The organism is Neobacillus sp. SRL179, assembly GCF_984799095.1.
The window spans coordinates 4,563,405-4,583,226 of sequence record NZ_OZ481792.1 but is presented as its reverse complement, the minus strand read 5'-3'; the positions used below and the strand labels follow the sequence as shown (position 1 = coordinate 4,583,226).

Sequence of the window (19,822 nt, the reverse complement as noted above, 5' to 3'; positions counted from 1 at the left end):
ATGGGAAGAAGAGCCATCATTTTAATATTAGATAGTTTAGGTGTTGGATATATGGATGATGCGAAGGATTATCACCCACAGGACGTGGGAGCAAATACCTTTTCACATATACTAGATCAAGTGCCTTCACTAAAAATACCTACCTTTGAAAGGCTTGGCATAAATAAAATTTTGCAGCATCCAAAGCTAAATGATACGAGTAATATTGCTAGCTTTGGAGTTTGTCATTTAATGCACCAAGGCGCTGACAGCTTTGAAGGGCATAATGAAATTATGGGGACTAAACCAAAGAAGGCTTATTTAGCTCCATTTAGTGAAAATATGGAGGAAGTCAAATCAGCTCTCGAAAAAGAAGGCTATAAGGTTGTGATTCCCAATTTGCAATTACCCTATCTATTAGTCAATGACTATGTCATTGTTGCCGATAACATTGAAACAGATTATGGACAAATCTATAATGTAAGCGCTCCTCTCGACTATATTTCGTTTGATGAAGTGCTACAGATTGGTCAGTGCGTTCGAAATCATGTGAGGGTAAATCGAGTCATTGCTCTTGGCGGAGAAAATGTGACCCCGGAACATCTGCAGAATTCCGTTGAGAGAAGAGAAGATGGCTTGGTGGGAGTGAATTCTCCTAAATCGAACGTCTATAAACAAGGATATCAAGTCCGGCATTTAGGGTACGGGATTTCTCCGGAACATCAGTTACCTACATTAGCGATCAAAGCAGGACTAGAAGTTTCCCTTGTTGGAAAAATGCAGGATGTCATTTATTGTGAAGGTGCAAATAAATTTCCAGGAGTCGATACGGATCAGGTTATGCAGAACCTATTAAGAGAAATGGATCATGTTCAAAATGGGATAATTGCGGCAACCGTGCAAGAAACAGATTTGGCTGGGCATGCACAGGATCCCATTCGATACGCCAATCGGATTGGGGTAGTAGAGTCCTATTTACCAAGGTTACTTGAAATGATGCAGGAAGATGATCTCCTCATTATGAGTGCTGATCATGGCAATGACCCAACGATCGGTCATAATCAACATACAAGAGAAAAAACCTATCTATTAGCCTATCAAAAGCGGTTAACACCCGTTCATCTTGGCGAAAGAAATACTTTGTCTGATATTGCAGCCACAGCTGCTGATTATCTAGGATTGACCAATATTGAGAATGGAACTTCTTTTCTCCCGTTAATGCAGCAATAAGAAAGGAGTGAGAGAGATGTTTTTAGATGTAACCCAAAAGTACAACCCAGAATTAATCCATTTCGCCTTAGAGCTTCATCAAAATGGCTCCATCACACCGAACACTTATGTCATTGATTTAGATACCATCCGAAAAAATAGTTCTATCTTATCATCAGAATCCAGAAAACAGGATATTGAATTGTTTTTTATGACCAAACAATTTGGGAGAAATCCATTAGTATCTAAAGCCATTGTCGAGTCAGGAATTGAAAAGGCCGTTGCGGTTGATCCTTGGGAGGCTTTATGGTTGAGCAAAAATGGGATAAAAATAGGTCATGTGGGTCATCTTGTTCAAATTCCGAAAAGAATGATCGCTCAAATATTGGAATTAAATCCTGACTATGTAACCGTGTTTAGTTATGAAAACGCTAAAAACATTAGTGAAGCGGCCAAAAAAATGAATAAAAAACAGAAGGTATTTTTACGAATCGCCACTAAAGATGATTATATTTATAACGGTCAAGAGGGAGGCTTCACAGTAGAACAAGTACATCAACAAATAGAGGATTTGGAGCGGCTGACGGGAATTCAGATCGCAGGGCTAACAAGTTTCCCTTGTGTGTTAATTGAAGGAAGTGACGCAAAAATAACTCCAAATGCAGCTTCCATGCATAAAGTGAAGTCCTTTCTTGAAGATAAAGGCTACAAAAATTTAGAAATGAATATGCCCAGCGCTACTTCGGTGGAAACACTGCCATTATTAAAGAAACACGGGGCAACACAAGGGGAGCCAGGTCATGCTTTAACGGGAACGACACCATTGCATGCTGTAAAGGACTTACCCGAAAAACCGGCGATGATTTATGTTTCTGAGGTTTCACACTGTTATGAAGACAAAGCCTATGTATTTGGCGGTGGATTTTATCCGCGTTCCCGGATGGAGGGGGCATTGGTTGGAACCAGCAAGGATGACCTGAAAAAAATGCCCATCATCGAAAATGATCCAACCAATATAGATTATTATGGAACGCTAGATACCACTAAGGTTCATGTAGGGGATACCGTTATTTATGCATTCCGGACTCAAATTTTTGTTACAAATGCACAAGTTGCCATAGTGGAAAATCTGGCTGCCAGCCCTAAACTCTTAGGTGTTTTTGACTCAACGGGCCATTTCATCTGTTAGGGGGAGTTGTTAAGAAGAGCTTAAAAAGCATTCTATTTAAAGAATTGATTGAATTTTGGAAATGAAAGCGCTATGATATACAATATACAATATTCTGTATAGTAAATTCTATACTTTAGGATGTGAGTGTGGCGATATGTCTGACTTACACGACAAACTGAATCTTGCAAAAAGAGAATTGGGCAGGACCGTTGTGAAAACAAACCCTGCAATTGATAAAGAGATGAGCGGTAAAAATAATGATGTGAAGTATTTTGGTGTAAAGGATACGAGCCAGATTCCAACAGAGCTAGTGGAAAAGCTTCGCTTCGATCCTCGCTTTGCTTGGCTTACTATTGATAAAGCTTCGAATCGAGGACGTGCCATTGACACGGATTTAATGAACCCTGTAACCTATCGGGTCATGACAGGTTCTACAAGCGGCGGACCTATCAATATACTAAAAGGAATAAATGATTTTGCGATTGGAACAGACGGTGGAGGTTCTGTATTAGCGCCAGCCTTAAGCTGTCAATTGCCTTCTATGATTGGTGCTGGCCTGGGTCTATTCGTAAAAGATAAGAAGAGTTCTACTGAAGGGCTTGAATTTACAGGAAGTATTGGTGCTATCAGCAAAAATGTCCATACATTGAAGACGGTCATGGAATGCCTGACGAATGAAAACCTCACAGCAGCCAGAAGTAAGCGGATAAAGATTCTCATTCCTAAGAAAAATTCAGTTGTATGTCCTGATGGGGTTGATATGCACCAAAAAGTAATGACGTATCTTTCTAGAATAGTAGAATCTCATTATAGTATCGAGGAAGTGGATATGGAGGGAATCGAGGATCGCAAGAGAGGTATCAATGTTATTACAGAAGCCTTTAAAAGGAACGATGTTGATTTAATCGTTACCTGTGAAGGACCCATTGATGTTTATGGCTATGGAGAAACGATTCCTCAATTTCTCGGTAAAACAGGTTTGGAACTCACTAAAAATCATGGAAAGTCTTTAGTAAGGGCTGCGAATATGTGTCAGACTACTGCGATCACTGTTCCCATTGAAACCATCGCCAGCGGATTAGTCATTATAGCGAAAAAGGGGATTACATCTACAGCGTACGCACTTGAACTGGCTGAAAGAGTAGAGAAATCTATTCAAATGCCAGAAGTTTGGAAGCGATATTTTATAGAGGAATCCCATTTTTCTGGACTCGATTTTTATTAACCAAATGCAGCTAGGATTCTATTTTTTATACAGGAGAGATAGTTTATGAATTTACAAGAATATCAAGAGAGGCTGACGATTCTTCTAGAACAAGAAGTCATTACGGAAAAATCTTCAGATGTTTCTCTATTGGCCTTTAAAGAGTTGCTTAAGGTATTAGAAAAGACAGAGATTGAACAGGCAGAAATGTTATTCACGCATTTGCCAATGGCCTTAACCCGAATTAGTAAGGGAGAAACCTTAGAGGGTCCAGCAGATGAGATTATTGCTGACATTACCAATTCTCCTTATTTTTCAATTGCTGAGTCACAAGTGAGTTGGATAGAAGAAAATTGGAATCAAGCACTGCCACAGGAAGAAAAAAACTTTTTGTACTTACATTATTCAAATGTTTTCAATATCAATGTTCAAGGGGGAGCTTAAGATGAAAATCGTTGTTGGGGGACAGGTAGAAAAAAAGCAAATTGAAAATTTAATTAAGCAAATCGATCCTTCTATTGAAACTGTCGTGAAATCAGATTTAGAAGCAGCTATGGTGATGAAGACAGGTCAGGCAGATTATTACTTTGGCGCTTGTCACACAGGCGGCGGCGGTGCCTTGGCAATGGCCATCGCACTCATCGGCAGGGATAAGTGTGAAACCGTATCCATGCCTGGTAAAAAACCAAATGAAGAAAAAGTCATTGAGGCAGTTAAAAATGGAAAGAAGGCATTCGGCTTTACTGGAGACCATGCTGAAGCCGCAGTACCAATGATTCTAAAGGCAATAAAAGCTAATTCATAAAAAAGTCAGGGGGGAATAGGTTATGGAAACGTTATTTGTCGTATTGATTGGTGCCGTCGCAGCTGTTCTGGCGAATAGAAATATCGCCGTGTTTAATGATGGATTGCGGCCGATTGTATCTGAACATATCGAAGGAAGATTAAAGCGCAGAGAGCTGGGATTAACGGCATTTGCGATGAGTTTTGGTCTTGTTATTGGATTTGGTATTCCATTTACTTTGTCAGCTAGTATTATTCTAATCCACAGTATTTTATTAGGGACTGATATTATCGGATTGGCAACACCTAAGAATAAGTGGGGGACACCTGTGGCAGCCGCTATTGGTGCCATATATGGCTGGGGACTTATTGCTGGGCTGGATGGATTCGTAAAATTATTTGATCATTTACCATTGAACTTCTTAGAACCGCTTGGTGCGGTAGGTACTCCGGTCGTTGTTACCTTTATGGCATTCCCGGCACTAGCCGTGGCCATGCAGTTCAGCATTAAAAAGGGTGTCTTAACCTTTATTGTTTCAGCAATCGTCAGGCAGTTAGCTGTGTGGGTAAATACAGCCGGATTCCTTAAAATTGGCGGAAATGTCGTCTCCTTGAATCAAGAAGGTATGGCTTTAATTGTCGGAATGATTTTCTTATTCACTTATGCGATTAAACAAAAGGCAGAAGAAGGATCTTCGATCGATTTAGCTTCCATCTTTAGTGACAAGGTTAAATCAATCAAGAAAAATGTCGGATTCTTTATGGTGATCGGCGCTTTAATTGCAGGTGCGACAAACTTGCTTCTTATGGCCGGAGACCCCATTTCATTAAATCTTTTAGCAGATGGTAAACAGACTGATGCAGGTATCGCTGCAGCCGCAAGAGCGATTGGCTTTATCCCATTAGTCGCAAGTACAGCTATTGCAACAGGTGTATACAGCCCAGTTGGTTTTACTTTAATCTTTGTTGTTGGGTTATTCTCACCAAATGTTTGGGTAGCTGTAGTGATTGGCGCAGTCATTATTTTCTTAGAGGTAACTCTGTTAAGTTATATTGCTAGATTCTTAGATAAATATCCTGGTGTTCGAAACTCTGGGGAAAATATTCGAAATGCTATGACGAAATTGTTAGAGGTTGCTCTTTTAATCGGCGGGGCCAATGCCGCTAACACGATCGCTCCAGGATTTGGTTTCTTCTTCATCGCAGGCTTCTACCTGCTAAACGAAGTGGCCGGCCGGCCAATCGTACGTATGGCAGTAGGCCCATTGGGCGCCATTGCAGTTGGTATTATTGCTAATATCTTGGTCGCCTTAGGTTTCATGGTTATACCTAAATAATTATAAAGATGTAAGGAGACTTCCCATTTTTAAAAAGAATGGGAAGTCTTTTCTTTGAGTTTTTCCTAACTATAGTTCAGTGGCCAGCCACAGTTCTCGACACCTTTTTCAGTGAATTTATGGGTTAAAATGAGGATTGGAGCATGGTACAGGTTCTTCTACTCAAACGTTTGTTTAGTGTTGAAAAGGTGGGAATTTTTTAGAATGGTGTACAGGGAGTGTAACCGAAGCTTTCTGTGCAGTTTACAAATTTATAATTCCTAGTTGACACATGGGATTAATGCACTTATTATAAAAGATACATAATATTCAAACAAAATATACACTTATGAGCTTAGCTTATCAGTCAACTGAAGGCTGCTTCCATTTTACATGGGAGCAGCCTTTTCTATTAAGTGAAAAGGGAGCAAAGGGTATGCAGGAGTTATTTATTAAAAGTAACAAACAGCGTGAATGGCTTGAAAGACTGTACCCATTGGAAGCGGATTTTAAAGCACTGGCCTTCCAAATGGATGAAGATGGCCGTTTCCCCAGGGAGAATATCCAGGCCTTACGAAAAATGGGTTACACCAAATTAACTTTACCGGAAGAATTTGGAGGGTCAGGCTTTACGCTATACGACGCCATCCTAGTACAGGAAAGACTAGGGAGCTATGATGGCAGTACCGCATTGTCGATTGGTTGGACCTTAATGACAGTGGGAGAACTATTTGAAAATAGATATTGGGACTCTGAGAAGTTAGCCTTTTTTGCGGAAGAAGTAAACAATGGGGCGATCATTAACCGAGCCGTGAGTGAAGTGGCGACAGGCAGCCCCATTCGCGGGGGGAGGCCTGAAACAAGTGCTAAGAAAGTAGCGGGCAAATGGGTGATTAATGGACGCAAGAGTTATACAACCTGCTCACCGGAACTGGATTATTTTTTAACCTCTGCATGGATTGAAGAAAAAGAGACAGTCGGATTTTTCCTGATTCCTAAAGAAGCAAGGGGTCTAACCATCGAGGAAAATTGGCAGGTAATCGCTATGCGTGGTACAGGAAGCCATGATCTTGTCTTAGAGAACGTTGAGGTGGAGGAGTCTGATTTAGTCGAGATTCCAAGTTATCACACTGGTTTCAAACTGAATGGCTGGGGACTTTTAATTCCTGCCACCTACTTAGGCATTGCGCAGGCGGCCAGGGACTATGCCCTGCAGTTTGCCAATACCCATTCACCTAATAGCATTAAGGGACCCATTGCTCAGCTTCCGAATGTGCAGGTGTTACTAGGCGAGATGGATTTGGAATTATACAAAGCAAGATTTGCCCTATATGGCACAGCAGACGCGTACATCGATGAGAATCATCAGCGGGATATTACGAACGAAGCGCTTGTAGCCAAACATATTGTAACCAATTCAGCAATTACTGTTGTCGATAAAGCGATGCGATTAGTCGGGGCGAAAAGCCTGCAGCTAGCCAATCCGCTCCAGCGTTATTATCGAGATGTCCGGGCAGGTCTGCATAATCCGCCCATGGATGATCTAACCATTGCAAAATTAGCTCAAACCGCTATTCAATTATATGAAACTAAGGGAGGAAAACAAAATGAAAATGAATAAATTTTTTAAAATCGCCGCGACAGGAATCGCTTTTGTCACCCTCATAGCAGGCTGCGGTTCCACTACTACAACGGGTGCAAAATCTGGTTCAAGTGAGTCAAAGAAAGAGGTAAGAAAGGTAAAAGTAGCCTTTGATCAAGGCGGAAAACCAATCGGCTATGTGGATGAAAAAGGTAACCCAACTGGATATGAGCTGGAGGTCATGAAGCTTGTCGATAAGGCTCTCCCAGATTATGAATTTGAATATGTGCCGACATCGAGTGAGGATTTATTGGTAGGGGTGCAGCAAGGAAAATATCAAGTAGGGGTCAAAAATGCCTGGTTCACAGAGGAGCGGACGAAAAGTTATATTTTTCCAAAAGAATTCCTCGGACTTAGCGGCGTTGGTATTTTATTAAAAAAGAAAAATGAAAATATAAAGGACTTATCTGATTTTGCGAAGGCAAAGCTTTCTCTAGCCCCTATTGCGGCAAGTAATGCTCAATATACGATTGTGGATGAATACAACCAAGCCAATCCTAACAATCAAGTCAAGCTGGAGGCCGGTGATGCTTTCTCAGTCGATGTTGTTCAATGGGTAAATGAAGGACGTGTAGATGGCGGCATTTATCTAGGCGCCACTTTTGAAAAGCAGGTACTTGCAACGGATGGCCCTTATCATAATTTAGCGAATGATCTTGTCTATAATGAGTTTACGGTGGTTAAAACATGGCCATTATTCAACAAAAAGGAACAAGAATTTGCAGATGCTTATGATGGGGCGATTAAGAAATTAAAAGAGGAAAAGAAGACCAACGAACTGATGGTTAAATTTTATAATACGGATTTATTTAAATTACTGGATACTGTAAAAAGGTAACCATCTAATAGAGGTGGAATATGCAAACGTATTTTGATAGTACCTACATGTGGGGAGCATTACCACAACTTCTTTCTTTTTTAAAGGTAACATTTATGGTAGCCGGTTTATCGGTTTTGTTCGGGACGATTCTAGGGTTTATCCTAGCTGTGATGAAGTTAGGAACGAGTAAAGTCGCCAACAAACTGGCCAATGGTTATACCACCATTTTAAGGTGTACCCCGTCTATTGTTCTATTATTTTTAGTGTATTACGGTTTGCCGGCCATCGCTAGTCAGTTTGGTACAGACCTGAATCAGCTTCACTCTGCGGTGTTTGTGGTCATTACCTTTTCGCTTCAATTTGGGGCCTTCATGTCTGAGGTGATGAGAACGGCCTATGAAGCGATCGACCGAGGTCAATATGAGGCAGCGGTGAGTGTAGGGCTAAGTCCCGAACAAGCATTTTGGAGAATTGTGTTACCGCAGGCATTTGTTGTCGCCTTGCCGAATTTTGGCAATAGCCTCCTTGAATTAATGAAAGAAGGGTCATTAGCTTATACCATTGGCTTGGTAGATATTATGGGGAAAGCCAGTTTGATTATTTCTAATAACTATAATTCTCATTCCCTAGAAATCTATCTTGCCCTATCACTAATTTACTGGGTTTTATCCATTTTGATTGAACAGTTCTTTTTCAAGTTGGAAAAAATCTTTAGTAAAGGAAAACTGGTTATAAAAACGACATAGGGGGTGAGAGGATGTCGGTCGGATTAAATTATCCATTTTTAGTGAAAACCTTTTTTGTTGCTTTATCGGGAGTGCCTACAGCCTTGCTTATAACGATTGTCTCTTTACTTATTGCTCTGCCCTTAGGCTTTTTGCTCGCCCTAACGCGGATTAATCGGATTCCCGTCATAAGCCAGCTTGCTAGAGTTTATGTATCGTTTGTGAGAGGGACACCTGTTATTGTACAAATTTTTATTATCTTTACGAGTGTTCCGTTATTATTGACTCCGTTATTTGAAAAATATCATGTAAAAACCAATGTTTATGATATTAATCCGATTTGGTACGCCTTTATTGTTTTCTCGTTGAATACAACAGCTATTTTAATAGAAGTATTTCGTTCTGCGATCAGCACGGTCAGTAAGGGCCAGCTGGAGGCCGCCTATTCGGTTGGATTGAATAATATACAGGCATTTAGAAGAATTCTGATTCCACAAATTCTAGTGGTGGCCTTACCCAATATTTGTACGGCAACGGTCAATCTCATTAAAGCTACCTCTTTAGGTTATGCTTTGTCATTGCGGGAGATTACGTTGCGAGCCCAAGTGGCAGCCAATGTTGGCTACAACTTTATTGAAGCGTACATTGATATCTTTCTAGTTTATCTCCTCTTATGCAGCTTGGTGGAATATCTATTTAAGCTGTATGAAAAACGGTTACGGAAGTTTAAAGCAGCTGCGGCTTAAGGTCATGATGGGAGGCTAACAAATGTTAGAAATTAAGAATATCCATAAATCTTTTGGGAAGAATGAGATTTTAAAAGGAGTAGATTTAAAGATTGATAGAGGTGACGTGGTGGTCATTCTGGGCCCAAGTGGTTCCGGTAAAACGACGCTCCTACGGTGCATTAATTTTCTGGAACGGGCTGATCAGGGCCAGGCCATTTTTGGAGAAATGGATGTACATCTTAAATCGGCAAGCAAAAAGCAAATTCATCAGATCAGGCAAAAGATTGCGTTTGTGTTCCAGAATTATAATTTGTTTACGAATAAAACGGCGTTAGAGAATGTGACAGAAGGTCTTATTATTGGAAGGAAAGTTCCGAAAGCGGAAGCCAATGAGATGGGGAAGCAGGCCTTGGCTAAGGTGGGATTGTCGGATAAATTGCATGCCTACCCGAGTGAATTGTCTGGCGGGCAGCAGCAGCGGGTTGGAATTGCCAGGGCGATTGCAATCAATCCGGATATTATTTTGTTTGATGAACCAACGTCCGCACTAGATCCGGGGTTAGTCGGGGAAGTATTAACGGTCATGAAAAATATTGCGAAAGAAGGAACCACTATGTTGGTGGTGACACATGAGATGTCGTTTGCAAAGGATGTCGCCAATCGCGTGATTTTTATGGATGGCGGGGTGATAGTGGAAGAAAATTCTCCTAAGGAGATCTTCACAAGACCAAAAGAAGAGAGGACCCAACATTTTTTGAGGCGCGTAATACCAGAGGATTTTATTTACCATATTTAATGGTTTATAGGGATTCATGGGCATTCATGGGGACGGTTCTCATGCATCATTTTTGGGTAAGCGCTAAGTTTTTACATAATTAATTGGGATTATTATGTAATAGGGCCCACGGTGCATTGTAAAACAAGGAGATTTTCATGTAGAATTAAATATAATCTTCATTAAATCTATTATTAAAGCATGTGGATGTTTGTATTTCATATATAAGAAAAAGTAGGATGGCCGAAATCAGGGTAGATTTCGACCATTCTAAAGCAACTTGATGGTAGATGGATACAAGTTGAAGTTACTCCTTTCAAAATGAAAAGGGGTACTTTTTACGTCATTTTAGAGCAGAAGAACCGTCCCCATGTATAGGAGGAATTGAGATGTTAGGTGCAATTGAAGCTGGTGGAACAAAATTTGTTTGTGCTGTGGGAGATGTGGAAGGGAATATCATGGATCGAATTCAGATTCCTACCACTGTACCCGAGGAGACCATGCCAGAGGTCATCGCATTTTTTAAACGATATGAGATCGACTCGATCGGAGTCGGTTCATTTGGCCCTATTGATGTGAACCGGGAAAGTTCCACTTATGGCCATATCACTTCAACACCGAAACCGGGCTGGAGGGATTTTCCGTTTGTACAAGCATTGAAGGAATCGTTCAATGTCCCGGTTGGTTTTAATACAGATGTAAATGCTGCAGCATTGGGAGAAGCTACCCTTGGTGCAGCCAAAGGATTGGATAGTTGTGTGTATATGACCGTTGGTACGGGAATTGGGGCAGGAGCGATTGTTCAGGGGAAGCTTTTGCAAGGTCTTTCACATCCGGAAATGGGGCATATCCTTGTGAGACGGCACCCAAAGGATGTATATCAGGGAAAATGTCCGTATCATCATGACTGCCTAGAGGGTTTAGCTGCCGGACCGGCGATTGAGGCACGCTGGGGAACCAAGGGTATCAATCTTGTCAACAAGCCTGAAGTTTGGGATTTAGAAGGTTATTATCTTGCCCAAGCATTGATGCAATATATCTTGATTCTTTCGCCGAAAAAGATTATCCTTGGTGGCGGAGTTATGCACCAGCCACAAGTGTTTACATCTATTTATCAGTATTTACCTAAACTAATGAATGAGTATGTTACTTTACCGGAGCTTTCCACTTATATTGTCGGACCTGGGTTGGGCGATGATGCAGGAATTATTGGAGCTCTACTGCTTGCAGATCAGGTGTTAAAAGAAAGATAAAAGTGAAAATCTATAAGTTTTTGATCGATTAAGATAGTTGGAGGTAGTTCATTTGGAACCATTATTTTTAAAACCGGTATTTAAGGAAAGGATTTGGGGCGGAACGGCTTTACAAGAAGCCTTCGGCTATGAGATACCAACTGAACATACAGGCGAATGCTGGGCCATTTCGGCTCATCCTAATGGACCTTCTAAAATTGAGAATGGCCCCTATGAGGGAATGACGCTCGACCAGTTATGGCGGGAACATCCTGAATTATTTGGGAATGCTGAAGGGGAGGTTTTTCCTCTTTTGACCAAGATTTTGGATGCGAATATGGATTTATCCGTTCAAGTCCATCCCAATGATGCTTATGCGATGGCGAATGAAAATGGTGAGCTAGGGAAGACGGAGTGCTGGTATATCATTGACTGTAAAGAAGATGCTGATATGATCTTCGGTCACAATGCTCGTTCAAAGGAAGAATTGGTTGAGCAAATCAATCAAGGAAAATGGGGAGAACTGCTCCGCAGAGTAAAAATCAAGCCAGGTGATTTTTTCTATGTTCCTAGCGGGACCATTCATGCCTTATGTGAAGGAACACTTGTATTAGAAACGCAGCAAAGCTCCGACACAACCTACCGTGTGTATGATTATGACCGCCGGGATGCAGAAGGTAACCTAAGAGATCTTCATTTACAAAAAGCTATTGAGGTGACAACCGTTCCCCATCAGGATGTTGTAAGTACACCAGTCGTTCAGGAACAAGACCATGCAACGATTACCACCTTTGTGGAATCCGAATTTTTCTCTGTTTATAAATGGGAAGTTCATGGTAAGTCCATGTTTAACGATAATGAACACTACTTGCTGCTAAGTGTCATTAAAGGCGACGGGACCCTTATTCATAAGGGAGTGTCCTATGAATTGAAGAAGGGAACGCACCTAATTCTCCCAGTCGGATTTGGAGAATTTGCAGTAGACGGGAATTGCGAACTGATTGTTTCTCATACATAGGAGCGTGACACGGGGACGGTTCTCGTGTATCATTTTTCCTAAAAAGAGGAAGGACTTCTTGTGTACAAGAGGTCTTTCCTTTTTTTTGTCCTTTTTGGGCCAATGGCTTGTAAACACAACATACCAATGTCATTTTTTTTCAAAATAATAGAGGATGACCACTAATGTGATCATCCCCAGTTTAACTTAGCTACTATTAAACCTAGGCAGTTAACGTTCTGCAAACTTCCCCGCATTTTAAGCATGCTTCGGAACATTTTTGACAATGTTCATGTTCGTGTTTTTGACACTCTTTTCCGCAAGCTTCACAAATGGTTGCGCACACCTGTGCCAACTCGGAAATAAACGGTGTTCCTCTTCCTATAGCTTGTTCCAAATAACCACAAATATCGGCACATTCCCTGTCCAGGCGAATACATTCGGCCATCATTCCCACTTGATCTTCCTGTAAACATGAATCATAACAATGATTACATGCGACCATACATTCGTGTAGTGATTGAATTACAGATTGATATTGCTCATGTGACAAAGTAGATTCCTCCTCCTATTTTAATAGTTACTATATTTACGGTACCCGCCAATTTTGGTATTAAACGTGATTCGTGGGGACGGTTCTAATGCATCATTCCGATGCCTGTCACTCCCCGAAATTTGTCGAAGATTGATAGTCTTTTAGATTGTTCGTTAATGATAGAATGGAATCATTGCCGTGCTTATTCTAATTTATCCTAAGCCTTAAATGAAAGGAAAGCAGTGATCAGAATGGTAATCGAAAATACACTGACTAAAAAAATATATCGAAGACTTATTTTACGAGATTTAATTTTTGGAAGTAAAATTAACTTGATTATGCTTCTACTGTATGTCATGTTATGGCGGATTTTGTACACTATTACCAAAATAGGACAATTGAAAACCAATATTCCGATATTTTTAGGAACCAGCGTGCTTCTGTTCGTAATGTTTATCTATATTTTTGTTGTGTATCATCAGCATATGAAAAAGGACTACTTATTTCAAAATGGCAGTCAGGTTGAAATCAATCAGACGCAATTGGTTATATCAAGTAATGGCACTGACCGTCATGTTTTTCCGTTCGAAAGTTTAATTAAAATAAAGGAAAATAAAAAATGGTATATTCTATACTTTCCAGATCAAACGTTTATCCCCATTTCTAAGAAGATAGACCATTCTCTTGAACAACTAAAAGAATATTTTCATGCTTTTAAGCCCATTTATCCGATCTATTGGAAATGGACGGTTGCTTTCTTTTCACTCTCTACCATTGTTGGCGGATATTATGTTGGTTCGAATGCTGTCAATTTTAATGGAGCATTAGCTTGGAAAATCAACGAGTGGAAAACAGGTACAGCAGTAAAGGTAGAGAATGATAATTTTTATACAACAAAGCTGAATGGAATACTAGATTCTGTAAAAGCGAAGACGGATCTAGAACCATATTTAATGACGAATGATTTAAAGGTAGAGTTTGAACCGGATGGGACGATTACGGATATTTACATGTATGTTTACGGGTTTGATCAAAACCAGAAATTACAATCAGGATATTTAATCTATACGGATAAAACAAACCGCAATAAGATAAAGATCCATAAACAAGATTGGAATGGGCAAGGAACAACGGTTTACGACCCGAACAACGATTTATCGATGGTAATCAATATGCTGAAATGGATTCCAGTTAAAGAGGAAGTAAAACGTTGGAATGAAGAAAAATATGCGACCCTGTATAAAGGAATACGAAACTGGGGTGTTATTCGGGAGGGAATTCACTATATAGATGAAAAAGGTAAGGCTATTCCTTCTATGGCTGATCCAGGAAACTCAGGACCAACGATTTCCTTATACGTTCCAGGCAAGGAAGATAGTATTACTCCCCAGCGTTATATATTTGTGAAGAATAGTAGCGATGCCGCTGATTAACCTAAGAAGCCAAGATTTCAGATGTCATGGGAATCTTGGCACCCCAACATTAACTCAATTGGGATAAGGAAAATAGTAAAAGAGGAGGTTCCAATCAAGGTCAAGGGAACCCTCATCCTCATCTTTCTTATAACCATTACTCGTTTATTTTTGCCTATGCAGCGTTATGTCCTTCAAAAAGTTCAACAGACATGTTTTCAATTAGTTCTCGTTGGACGATTTGATGACGCCAGTGTTCCGGAATAGAGGAAATCCCATAGTAAGCACCTGCTAATTGTCCGTAGATGGCTCCGGTTGTATCCGAGTCGTTTCCTAAATTCACTACATTGAGCAAGCCTTCCTTGAAATGGTCGGTCTGATAAAAAGCCCACAGGGCGGCCTCTAATGAAGAAACGACATAGCCGCTTCCATTAATCACCGGTGGCTGCTTTTCTTTATAGGAACCAAGTGCCACTTCTTTTATTTTAGGACTCAATGGTCTAGCGATTTTCTCTTCTACAACATGGACAAAGTCCCTTGATAGAAGTTCGTCTTTGGCCACACCATTTACCGCTCCCGCAATCAGGGCGCCAAAGTAATAGCAGGCATCGATGGTTTCCTCTGCTTGGTGGGTTGTTCTAGAACTTTCACCAGAATAATAAATAGCTTGGGCTATATCTTTCGACCAAAATAGGGGAACGGGGGATAATCTCATGATGGAGCCATTTCCTGCTTTAAACGGGTCAGTCGATCCACTGAATGGTTCGCCTGTCTCCTGATAATGGGTCAGGGCTTCTCTTGTGGCAATTCCGATATCAAAACACTCGCCGATACTGCTCATGTATCCCTCCTTAAACCACCGTGTATAACGGTCCATTTGATCTTTAGCATCAAATCCTTTGCATTCAATCAGACTTTGGGCTAAGCACAATGCCATTGAGGTATCATCCGTCCATTCACCAGGCTTTAAATTAAATGGACCTCCGCCCAACATGTCAGTCACCGGTGAAAAAGTCCCTGGAGGACTGAACTCGATGGCCGCTCCCACACAATCACCAACCGCTAATCCTATCAAGCTTCCTTTAAACCGTTCTAATTTTGTTATCTGTTCAAAAACGTTATTGTCCATATTCCACTCCCCTATTTATTCATTTCGCCATACTTCTCATCTTATTATAAAACCTATTTCTGAAAACAATTAGTGTGATGCATGGGGACGGTTCTCATGTATCATTTTGCATAGAGCCTAGCAGCGCACCTGTTTATTCAATCGACATTCTTTTTAGACATATTGAGAGCTAATTCCAGGATTGACGCATTCAAAGGGTTATTCTAATCAAACGTTTGTGTAGTGTCGAAGTGGTGGGAGATTTGGAGGACCGTGTCTGTTTTAAAAGATATCTATCTGTTTTTGTAGAAATCTTAGTTTTAAGTTAGATATTCTTAAGTCGGTTAACGACAATTTTCTTTCCATCAAGATAGGGAGAATATGAACGAAATAGTACATTCAGCCGTTTTAATTAAACGTTTGATTGAAGAAGAATATAGTAGAAAATGGTCGAAATGGGGGATCCCTATCAATAACCAAGCCTTATGGCAGCTATGCGTATATAAAAGGGACTCCTGTTTTAATATCTGAGGAGTTTTAGAGCGGAAGAACCGTCCCCATGATTCTTCAAACAAAAAAAGGACTTCGGAAAGTCCCTTTTATCACTCTGCACATAACCAAACCAAATGGAGCTGCACGTATGTGGGATTCCTCTGTTAATAACGGAGGAGTTTTAGAGCGGAAGAACCGTCCCCATGATTCTTCAAACAAAAAAAGGACTTCGGAAAGTCCCTTTTATCACTCTGTACATAACCAAACCAAATGGAGCTGCACGTATGTGGGATTCCTCTGTTAATAACGGAGGAGTTTTAGAGCAGAAGAACCGTCCCCATGATCTACCTTGGTTGTGAAGGACCTCCTGTTAGATGGGCGTCGAACATATCTATGATTTCGAGGAATCGATCTGCTTCACGGAATACATGGTCTGCTAACAATGGATGGATGATGCTCTTGATTTTACATTGTTCAATTAAATCACGGGCTGTTTTCTTGAAGTCTCGAAGGGATGAGACCGACACCCGGTTTTGATCCAGGAATTGATCTAACAGTGGACCTGTTTGAGATTGTGGCTTCATCGATTCTAAGTCCCTCGCTTGATACAATAATTGATCAAAATCATTGCTGAAATTACGGGCGACATCAATTAGCTTTCGTTCGGATGGGTCGAGAAGATGACCAATAAATTTGGCGTGATCGGCCATAATCCTTAAGAAGAAGACATTTTCTTTAATAATAGCATCAGGGAGCGCCTGCAATTTACCTTCATTTAATTCCATTAACCTTCTTCTAAAATAATTTGCCTCCCTGCTTATATGATCAACTAATAGAGGGAAATTATTGGCTCCTGGCAATTTGCATGCGAGAATGAGGCCTAATACTTTTCGTTTATAGACGAATATATTGGTTGCAGCTTGTTGTACTTCTGTATTAAATCTTCTTATTTGTTCAGGGTCCGTTTGATTGTTTAAGTTATGGGCCGTTTGTTCGATGTATTCAAATTGACGATAAAACTGGTTAGCCTCTTGAATGAGTTGCGTATCCTCGGCTCTAAAACCTAATCGAAGAAATAAGGAATGCTCTTTCATGATCCTAGCCCAAAAACGTATCTCGTTTAATGAACGCTCCACAAACATGCCAGATGTAACACCTGTATCAGCATGCAAAGTTCTCTCATCCCCGTTCATTCTATTACCCCCCATCAATATTCCATATGGTCTATATTTATTTTCAAAGTCGTTTAAACAGACCAAAATAAAATAATATTTAGCTTTGGTGGGGTATCCTGCTATTTGAGTGCCTGACACCTTGTTCACTACAAAACAAGCGTTCACTTTTTTGACAAAGCATTTTTAATAATGTGTGAACTTAGTAATATAGCCAAGTTGTTTATGTGAAAATGTAATATATTGTAAGTGTAGAGAACGAAATAAAACGAAGGGCGGAATGACTTATGTTTAATAAATTTTTAAGAGAAAATCAGATTGCAGCAGCCATTCTAACGATCATACGATTATACCTAGGCTATTCCTGGTTCACAGCAGGTTTTCATAAAATAACAGGCGGATTTGACGCCGCTGGTTATCTAAAAGGGGCGATTGCCAATCCGGTAAAAGGTCCTGATGGCGCAGTAATCTTTGGCTGGTATGTTGATTTCTTGAAACACTTTGCTTTACCAAATGTGGATGCGTTCAATATTATTGTCCCTTGGGGCGAAACATTAATTGGCTTAGGGTTAATCCTTGGCTGCTTAACCACTACGGCGATGTTCTTCGGCTTAGTGATGAACTTCAGCTTCTTCCTCGCAGGTACTGTATCCCATAACCCAAGAGACATTTTCTTAGGATTCATTATCTTAACAGCTGGTTACAACGCTGGCAAAATCGGCCTCGACCGGTGGGTGGTCCCATTTATAAGAAAAACGTTTAAAAAGGAAACTGATTCGAAAAAATCCGAAAGTAACAGCTTAACTTAATATTCTTTGAAAAAACGATTCGGAACTTGAATCGTTTTTTTTAGAATAAGGTGCGAGGTAGATTCATTGAGAAAAATGGGGTAGGAAAATCCGTTCTGTACGCAGAATAACTTAGATACTATTACCTCAAAAAGGGGAGTTGTTGGGTGTCTAATGAAGGAAAGCTCGTGAAGCAGACTTTACATTCTTTAAAAAAGAGATTGAGTGAAAATAGCCAAACCATTCAAGTTCAAACGGAAGAAGGACATGTGTACCAAGCAAAATGTACATTCAATCCACCTGCAAGTGATGAGGATATCACTACTTTTGAAAAACAGACAGGATTTATTTTACCTGCGGATTTTAAGGAATTCTTAAAAATAACGAATGGATGCCGTTTGTTTGATGATATCCATTTTGGGGGAGAAATTGAGCTTTATAGTTTAGAAAAAATAGTAGAATACCATCACGACGGTTACGATGAATATGAAGGATGTTACGATATTGCCTATATTTATCAAGATCATATCGTGATTAATTCTAAACTTGTTTCAGAAAATAACCCGAATTATCTCTTTTGGAAAGACCATATAGACCAATTTAAAGAGGCACGGCCGTTACAAATGAATTTTGAATTATGGTTTGATCGATTCGTGGTGTGCCAAGGAACTAAGTTTTGTTGGTGGCCGATTTATACGAGTGAACTTTATTAAAGTGCCATGAGTCATGGGGACGGTTCTACCGCTTCTAAAATTTTATAAAAAAAATACTCCTTTCGTGGTGAAAGGAGTATCTTAACAAAAAGAACAAGCTGATTTTCCTTTGGAAAATTGACTTGTTCTAAAACCGCAATGGTCTTGCATTTACCATGTGAACCAACTTTTCCTCCAAAAGGTAAATGGAACCCCCTTCCATTTACCATCTGAGCCGATTTTCTCTCCTAAAGGGAAATGCAACCGCCTTCCTTCCCCAGAGTGGAGAGTTTTTCTACTAATTAAATGCTTTTCTAAGACGTTGCCATCCAATAAAATTTTCTAGTTTACACTAGCGCCTGAATCATTTTTTAATCAAACTTTTAAGTAAAGGTGAAATTTAGAGGAATTAATCGAATAGGGGCAGTTTAAAAGACTTTGTTGAAAGATGCATTATTGTCTGGGAAATGACCTCCTCATCTCGACAATTTTTTAAATCACTTTTCTAAGAGACTCATATCAATCAATACTTCCACTCGATTTAACCAAACGTTTGAATAGTATATCTTATGGGGAATTATGGGGTTTTTAGGTAGGGAAATGCACATCATTTCGGATAGAGCGAAAGAACCGTCCCCATGCACTGGGAACGGTCCTTTTTTAAAGCTTATAAAAGTTCTTTCACTTCCGCGTATTCCTCATCAGTGAAAACACGTGATGTGGTTACGAAATGTTGATTTTCTAAACTATCGAGGGAGAATTCTGGCCCTTGACCGGGACGAACGTCGATGATGAGCTGGGTATGTTTCCAATATTCATATTGGCTTCGATGCATATAAAAGGCGATGCCGCCGATTGAGCCAAGATAAATATCCGAATCCCCCAGCTTAAAATCTTCCTCTCTGTAGCACATCGGAGCAGAGCCGTCACAGCACCCGCCCGATTGATAAAACATGATAGATCCATGTATCTGTTTGAGCGAATCTATGAAATGTAATGCTTCGTCAGTAGCCTTCACATGTTCTACCATGACAATCGCATC

General features: G+C 40.3%; 20 protein-coding genes. 16 read left to right on the top strand and 4 right to left on the bottom strand.

What is annotated here, in order from left to right:
• The 13 genes from AC4E8C_RS22575 to manA all read left to right on the top strand — a co-directional run bounded on the left by AC4E8C_RS22575 (position 1) and on the right by manA (position 12,602).
• Positions 1-1,209 (top strand): phosphopentomutase, encoded by a 1,209-nt coding sequence (locus tag AC4E8C_RS22575; RefSeq protein ID WP_490208869.1) that lies wholly within the window; start codon positions 1-3, stop codon positions 1,207-1,209.
• 16 nt (positions 1,210-1,225) lie between these two features.
• The gene (locus AC4E8C_RS22570; RefSeq protein WP_490208868.1) at positions 1,226-2,377 is read left to right on the top strand and encodes a YhfX family PLP-dependent enzyme; all 1,152 of its coding nucleotides are present in this window, start codon (positions 1,226-1,228) and stop codon (positions 2,375-2,377) included.
• A 136-nt stretch (positions 2,378-2,513) separates the two neighbouring features.
• A complete protein-coding gene (locus AC4E8C_RS22565; RefSeq protein ID WP_490208867.1) occupies positions 2,514-3,584 on the top strand; it encodes a hypothetical protein in 1,071 nt (356 codons plus the stop codon).
• A 45-nt stretch (positions 3,585-3,629) separates the two neighbouring features.
• Positions 3,630-4,007 carry a PRD domain-containing protein gene (locus AC4E8C_RS22560; RefSeq protein WP_490208866.1) on the top strand — a complete coding sequence of 126 codons (378 nt, stop codon included), beginning with the start codon at positions 3,630-3,632 and terminating at the stop codon, positions 4,005-4,007.
• A 1-nt stretch (position 4,008) separates the two neighbouring features.
• Entirely contained in the window at positions 4,009-4,368 is a 360-nt protein-coding gene (locus AC4E8C_RS22555; protein WP_490208865.1) for a DUF2620 domain-containing protein, read from the top strand.
• Positions 4,369-4,390: 22 nt separating this feature from the next.
• Positions 4,391-5,683, top strand: coding sequence for a YhfT family protein (locus AC4E8C_RS22550; protein WP_490208864.1), 1,293 nt, complete (start codon positions 4,391-4,393; stop codon positions 5,681-5,683).
• A gap of 415 nt (positions 5,684-6,098) precedes the next feature.
• Complete coding sequence (locus AC4E8C_RS22545; protein ID WP_490208863.1) at positions 6,099-7,283, top strand: acyl-CoA dehydrogenase family protein; 1,185 nt, start codon at positions 6,099-6,101, stop codon at positions 7,281-7,283.
• Positions 7,270-8,142 (top strand): transporter substrate-binding domain-containing protein, encoded by an 873-nt coding sequence (locus AC4E8C_RS22540; protein ID WP_490208862.1) that lies wholly within the window; start codon positions 7,270-7,272, stop codon positions 8,140-8,142. Before AC4E8C_RS22545 ends, AC4E8C_RS22540 begins: the two co-directional genes overlap by 14 nt.
• A gap of 20 nt (positions 8,143-8,162) precedes the next feature.
• A complete protein-coding gene (locus tag AC4E8C_RS22535) occupies positions 8,163-8,870 on the top strand; it encodes an amino acid ABC transporter permease (RefSeq protein WP_490208861.1) in 708 nt (235 codons plus the stop codon).
• Between the two features lie 11 nt (positions 8,871-8,881).
• A complete protein-coding gene (locus AC4E8C_RS22530) occupies positions 8,882-9,595 on the top strand; it encodes an amino acid ABC transporter permease (RefSeq protein WP_490208860.1) in 714 nt (237 codons plus the stop codon).
• A 22-nt stretch (positions 9,596-9,617) separates the two neighbouring features.
• A complete protein-coding gene (locus tag AC4E8C_RS22525) occupies positions 9,618-10,373 on the top strand; it encodes an amino acid ABC transporter ATP-binding protein (RefSeq protein ID WP_490208859.1) in 756 nt (251 codons plus the stop codon).
• Positions 10,374-10,741: 368 nt separating this feature from the next.
• On the top strand, positions 10,742-11,605 hold the full coding sequence (locus tag AC4E8C_RS22520) for an ROK family protein (RefSeq protein ID WP_490208858.1): 864 nt from the start codon (positions 10,742-10,744) through the stop codon (positions 11,603-11,605).
• 52 nt (positions 11,606-11,657) lie between these two features.
• Positions 11,658-12,602, top strand: coding sequence for a mannose-6-phosphate isomerase, class I (gene manA, locus AC4E8C_RS22515; protein WP_490208857.1), 945 nt, complete (start codon positions 11,658-11,660; stop codon positions 12,600-12,602).
• 202 nt (positions 12,603-12,804) lie between these two features.
• Here manA and AC4E8C_RS22510 read toward each other — a convergent pair whose 3' ends face one another.
• Entirely contained in the window at positions 12,805-13,134 is a 330-nt protein-coding gene (locus AC4E8C_RS22510; RefSeq protein ID WP_490208856.1) for a four-helix bundle copper-binding protein, read from the bottom strand.
• A gap of 233 nt (positions 13,135-13,367) precedes the next feature.
• Between AC4E8C_RS22510 and AC4E8C_RS22505 the strand changes: the two genes are divergently transcribed.
• Complete coding sequence (locus AC4E8C_RS22505; protein WP_490208855.1) at positions 13,368-14,549, top strand: hypothetical protein; 1,182 nt, start codon at positions 13,368-13,370, stop codon at positions 14,547-14,549.
• Between the two features lie 154 nt (positions 14,550-14,703).
• Here the strand turns inward: AC4E8C_RS22505 and AC4E8C_RS22500 are convergent, their stop codons facing one another.
• Both AC4E8C_RS22500 and AC4E8C_RS22495 read right to left on the bottom strand, forming a co-directional pair.
• Positions 14,704-15,657 carry an ADP-ribosylglycohydrolase family protein gene (locus AC4E8C_RS22500; RefSeq protein WP_490208854.1) on the bottom strand — a complete coding sequence of 318 codons (954 nt, stop codon included), beginning with the start codon at positions 15,655-15,657 and terminating at the stop codon, positions 14,704-14,706.
• 815 nt (positions 15,658-16,472) lie between these two features.
• Positions 16,473-17,321 (bottom strand): DUF2935 domain-containing protein, encoded by an 849-nt coding sequence (locus AC4E8C_RS22495; protein WP_490208853.1) that lies wholly within the window; start codon positions 17,319-17,321, stop codon positions 16,473-16,475.
• A gap of 266 nt (positions 17,322-17,587) precedes the next feature.
• Between AC4E8C_RS22495 and AC4E8C_RS22490 the strand changes: the two genes are divergently transcribed.
• Together AC4E8C_RS22490 and AC4E8C_RS22485 are read left to right on the top strand one after the other, a co-directional pair.
• Positions 17,588-18,109: a DoxX family protein gene (locus tag AC4E8C_RS22490; protein WP_490208852.1), complete on the top strand. Its 522-nt coding sequence runs from the start codon at positions 17,588-17,590 to the stop codon at positions 18,107-18,109.
• A 146-nt stretch (positions 18,110-18,255) separates the two neighbouring features.
• Positions 18,256-18,801, top strand: coding sequence for an SMI1/KNR4 family protein (locus AC4E8C_RS22485; protein WP_490208851.1), 546 nt, complete (start codon positions 18,256-18,258; stop codon positions 18,799-18,801).
• Between the two features lie 646 nt (positions 18,802-19,447).
• Here the strand turns inward: AC4E8C_RS22485 and AC4E8C_RS22480 are convergent.
• Positions 19,448-19,810 (bottom strand): DUF779 domain-containing protein, encoded by a 363-nt coding sequence (locus tag AC4E8C_RS22480; RefSeq protein WP_490208850.1) that lies wholly within the window; start codon positions 19,808-19,810, stop codon positions 19,448-19,450.
• Positions 19,811-19,822: the final 12 nt, after the last annotated feature.

Excerpts from the sequence above, each read along its gene's own strand:
- AC4E8C_RS22560 (WP_490208866.1), top strand. The coding sequence starts at position 3,630 with ATGAATTTACAAGAATATCAAGAGAGGCTGACGATTCTTCTAGAACAA.
- AC4E8C_RS22575 (WP_490208869.1), top strand. The coding sequence starts at position 1 with ATGGGAAGAAGAGCCATCATTTTAATATTAGATAGTTTAGGTGTTGGA.
- AC4E8C_RS22530 (WP_490208860.1), top strand. The coding sequence starts at position 8,882 with ATGTCGGTCGGATTAAATTATCCATTTTTAGTGAAAACCTTTTTTGTT.
- AC4E8C_RS22500 (WP_490208854.1), bottom strand. The coding sequence starts at position 15,657 with ATGGACAATAACGTTTTTGAACAGATAACAAAATTAGAACGGTTTAAA.
- AC4E8C_RS22570 (WP_490208868.1), top strand. The coding sequence starts at position 1,226 with ATGTTTTTAGATGTAACCCAAAAGTACAACCCAGAATTAATCCATTTC.
- AC4E8C_RS22495 (WP_490208853.1), bottom strand. The coding sequence starts at position 17,321 with ATGAACGGGGATGAGAGAACTTTGCATGCTGATACAGGTGTTACATCT.
- AC4E8C_RS22565 (WP_490208867.1), top strand. The coding sequence starts at position 2,514 with ATGTCTGACTTACACGACAAACTGAATCTTGCAAAAAGAGAATTGGGC.
- AC4E8C_RS22535 (WP_490208861.1), top strand. The coding sequence starts at position 8,163 with ATGCAAACGTATTTTGATAGTACCTACATGTGGGGAGCATTACCACAA.
- AC4E8C_RS22490 (WP_490208852.1), top strand. The coding sequence starts at position 17,588 with ATGTTTAATAAATTTTTAAGAGAAAATCAGATTGCAGCAGCCATTCTA.
- AC4E8C_RS22550 (WP_490208864.1), top strand. The coding sequence starts at position 4,391 with ATGGAAACGTTATTTGTCGTATTGATTGGTGCCGTCGCAGCTGTTCTG.
- AC4E8C_RS22525 (WP_490208859.1), top strand. The coding sequence starts at position 9,618 with ATGTTAGAAATTAAGAATATCCATAAATCTTTTGGGAAGAATGAGATT.
- AC4E8C_RS22520 (WP_490208858.1), top strand. The coding sequence starts at position 10,742 with ATGTTAGGTGCAATTGAAGCTGGTGGAACAAAATTTGTTTGTGCTGTG.
- AC4E8C_RS22540 (WP_490208862.1), top strand. The coding sequence starts at position 7,270 with ATGAAAATGAATAAATTTTTTAAAATCGCCGCGACAGGAATCGCTTTT.
- AC4E8C_RS22505 (WP_490208855.1), top strand. The coding sequence starts at position 13,368 with ATGGTAATCGAAAATACACTGACTAAAAAAATATATCGAAGACTTATT.
- AC4E8C_RS22545 (WP_490208863.1), top strand. The coding sequence starts at position 6,099 with ATGCAGGAGTTATTTATTAAAAGTAACAAACAGCGTGAATGGCTTGAA.
- AC4E8C_RS22480 (WP_490208850.1), bottom strand. The coding sequence starts at position 19,810 with ATGGTAGAACATGTGAAGGCTACTGACGAAGCATTACATTTCATAGAT.
- AC4E8C_RS22555 (WP_490208865.1), top strand. The coding sequence starts at position 4,009 with ATGAAAATCGTTGTTGGGGGACAGGTAGAAAAAAAGCAAATTGAAAAT.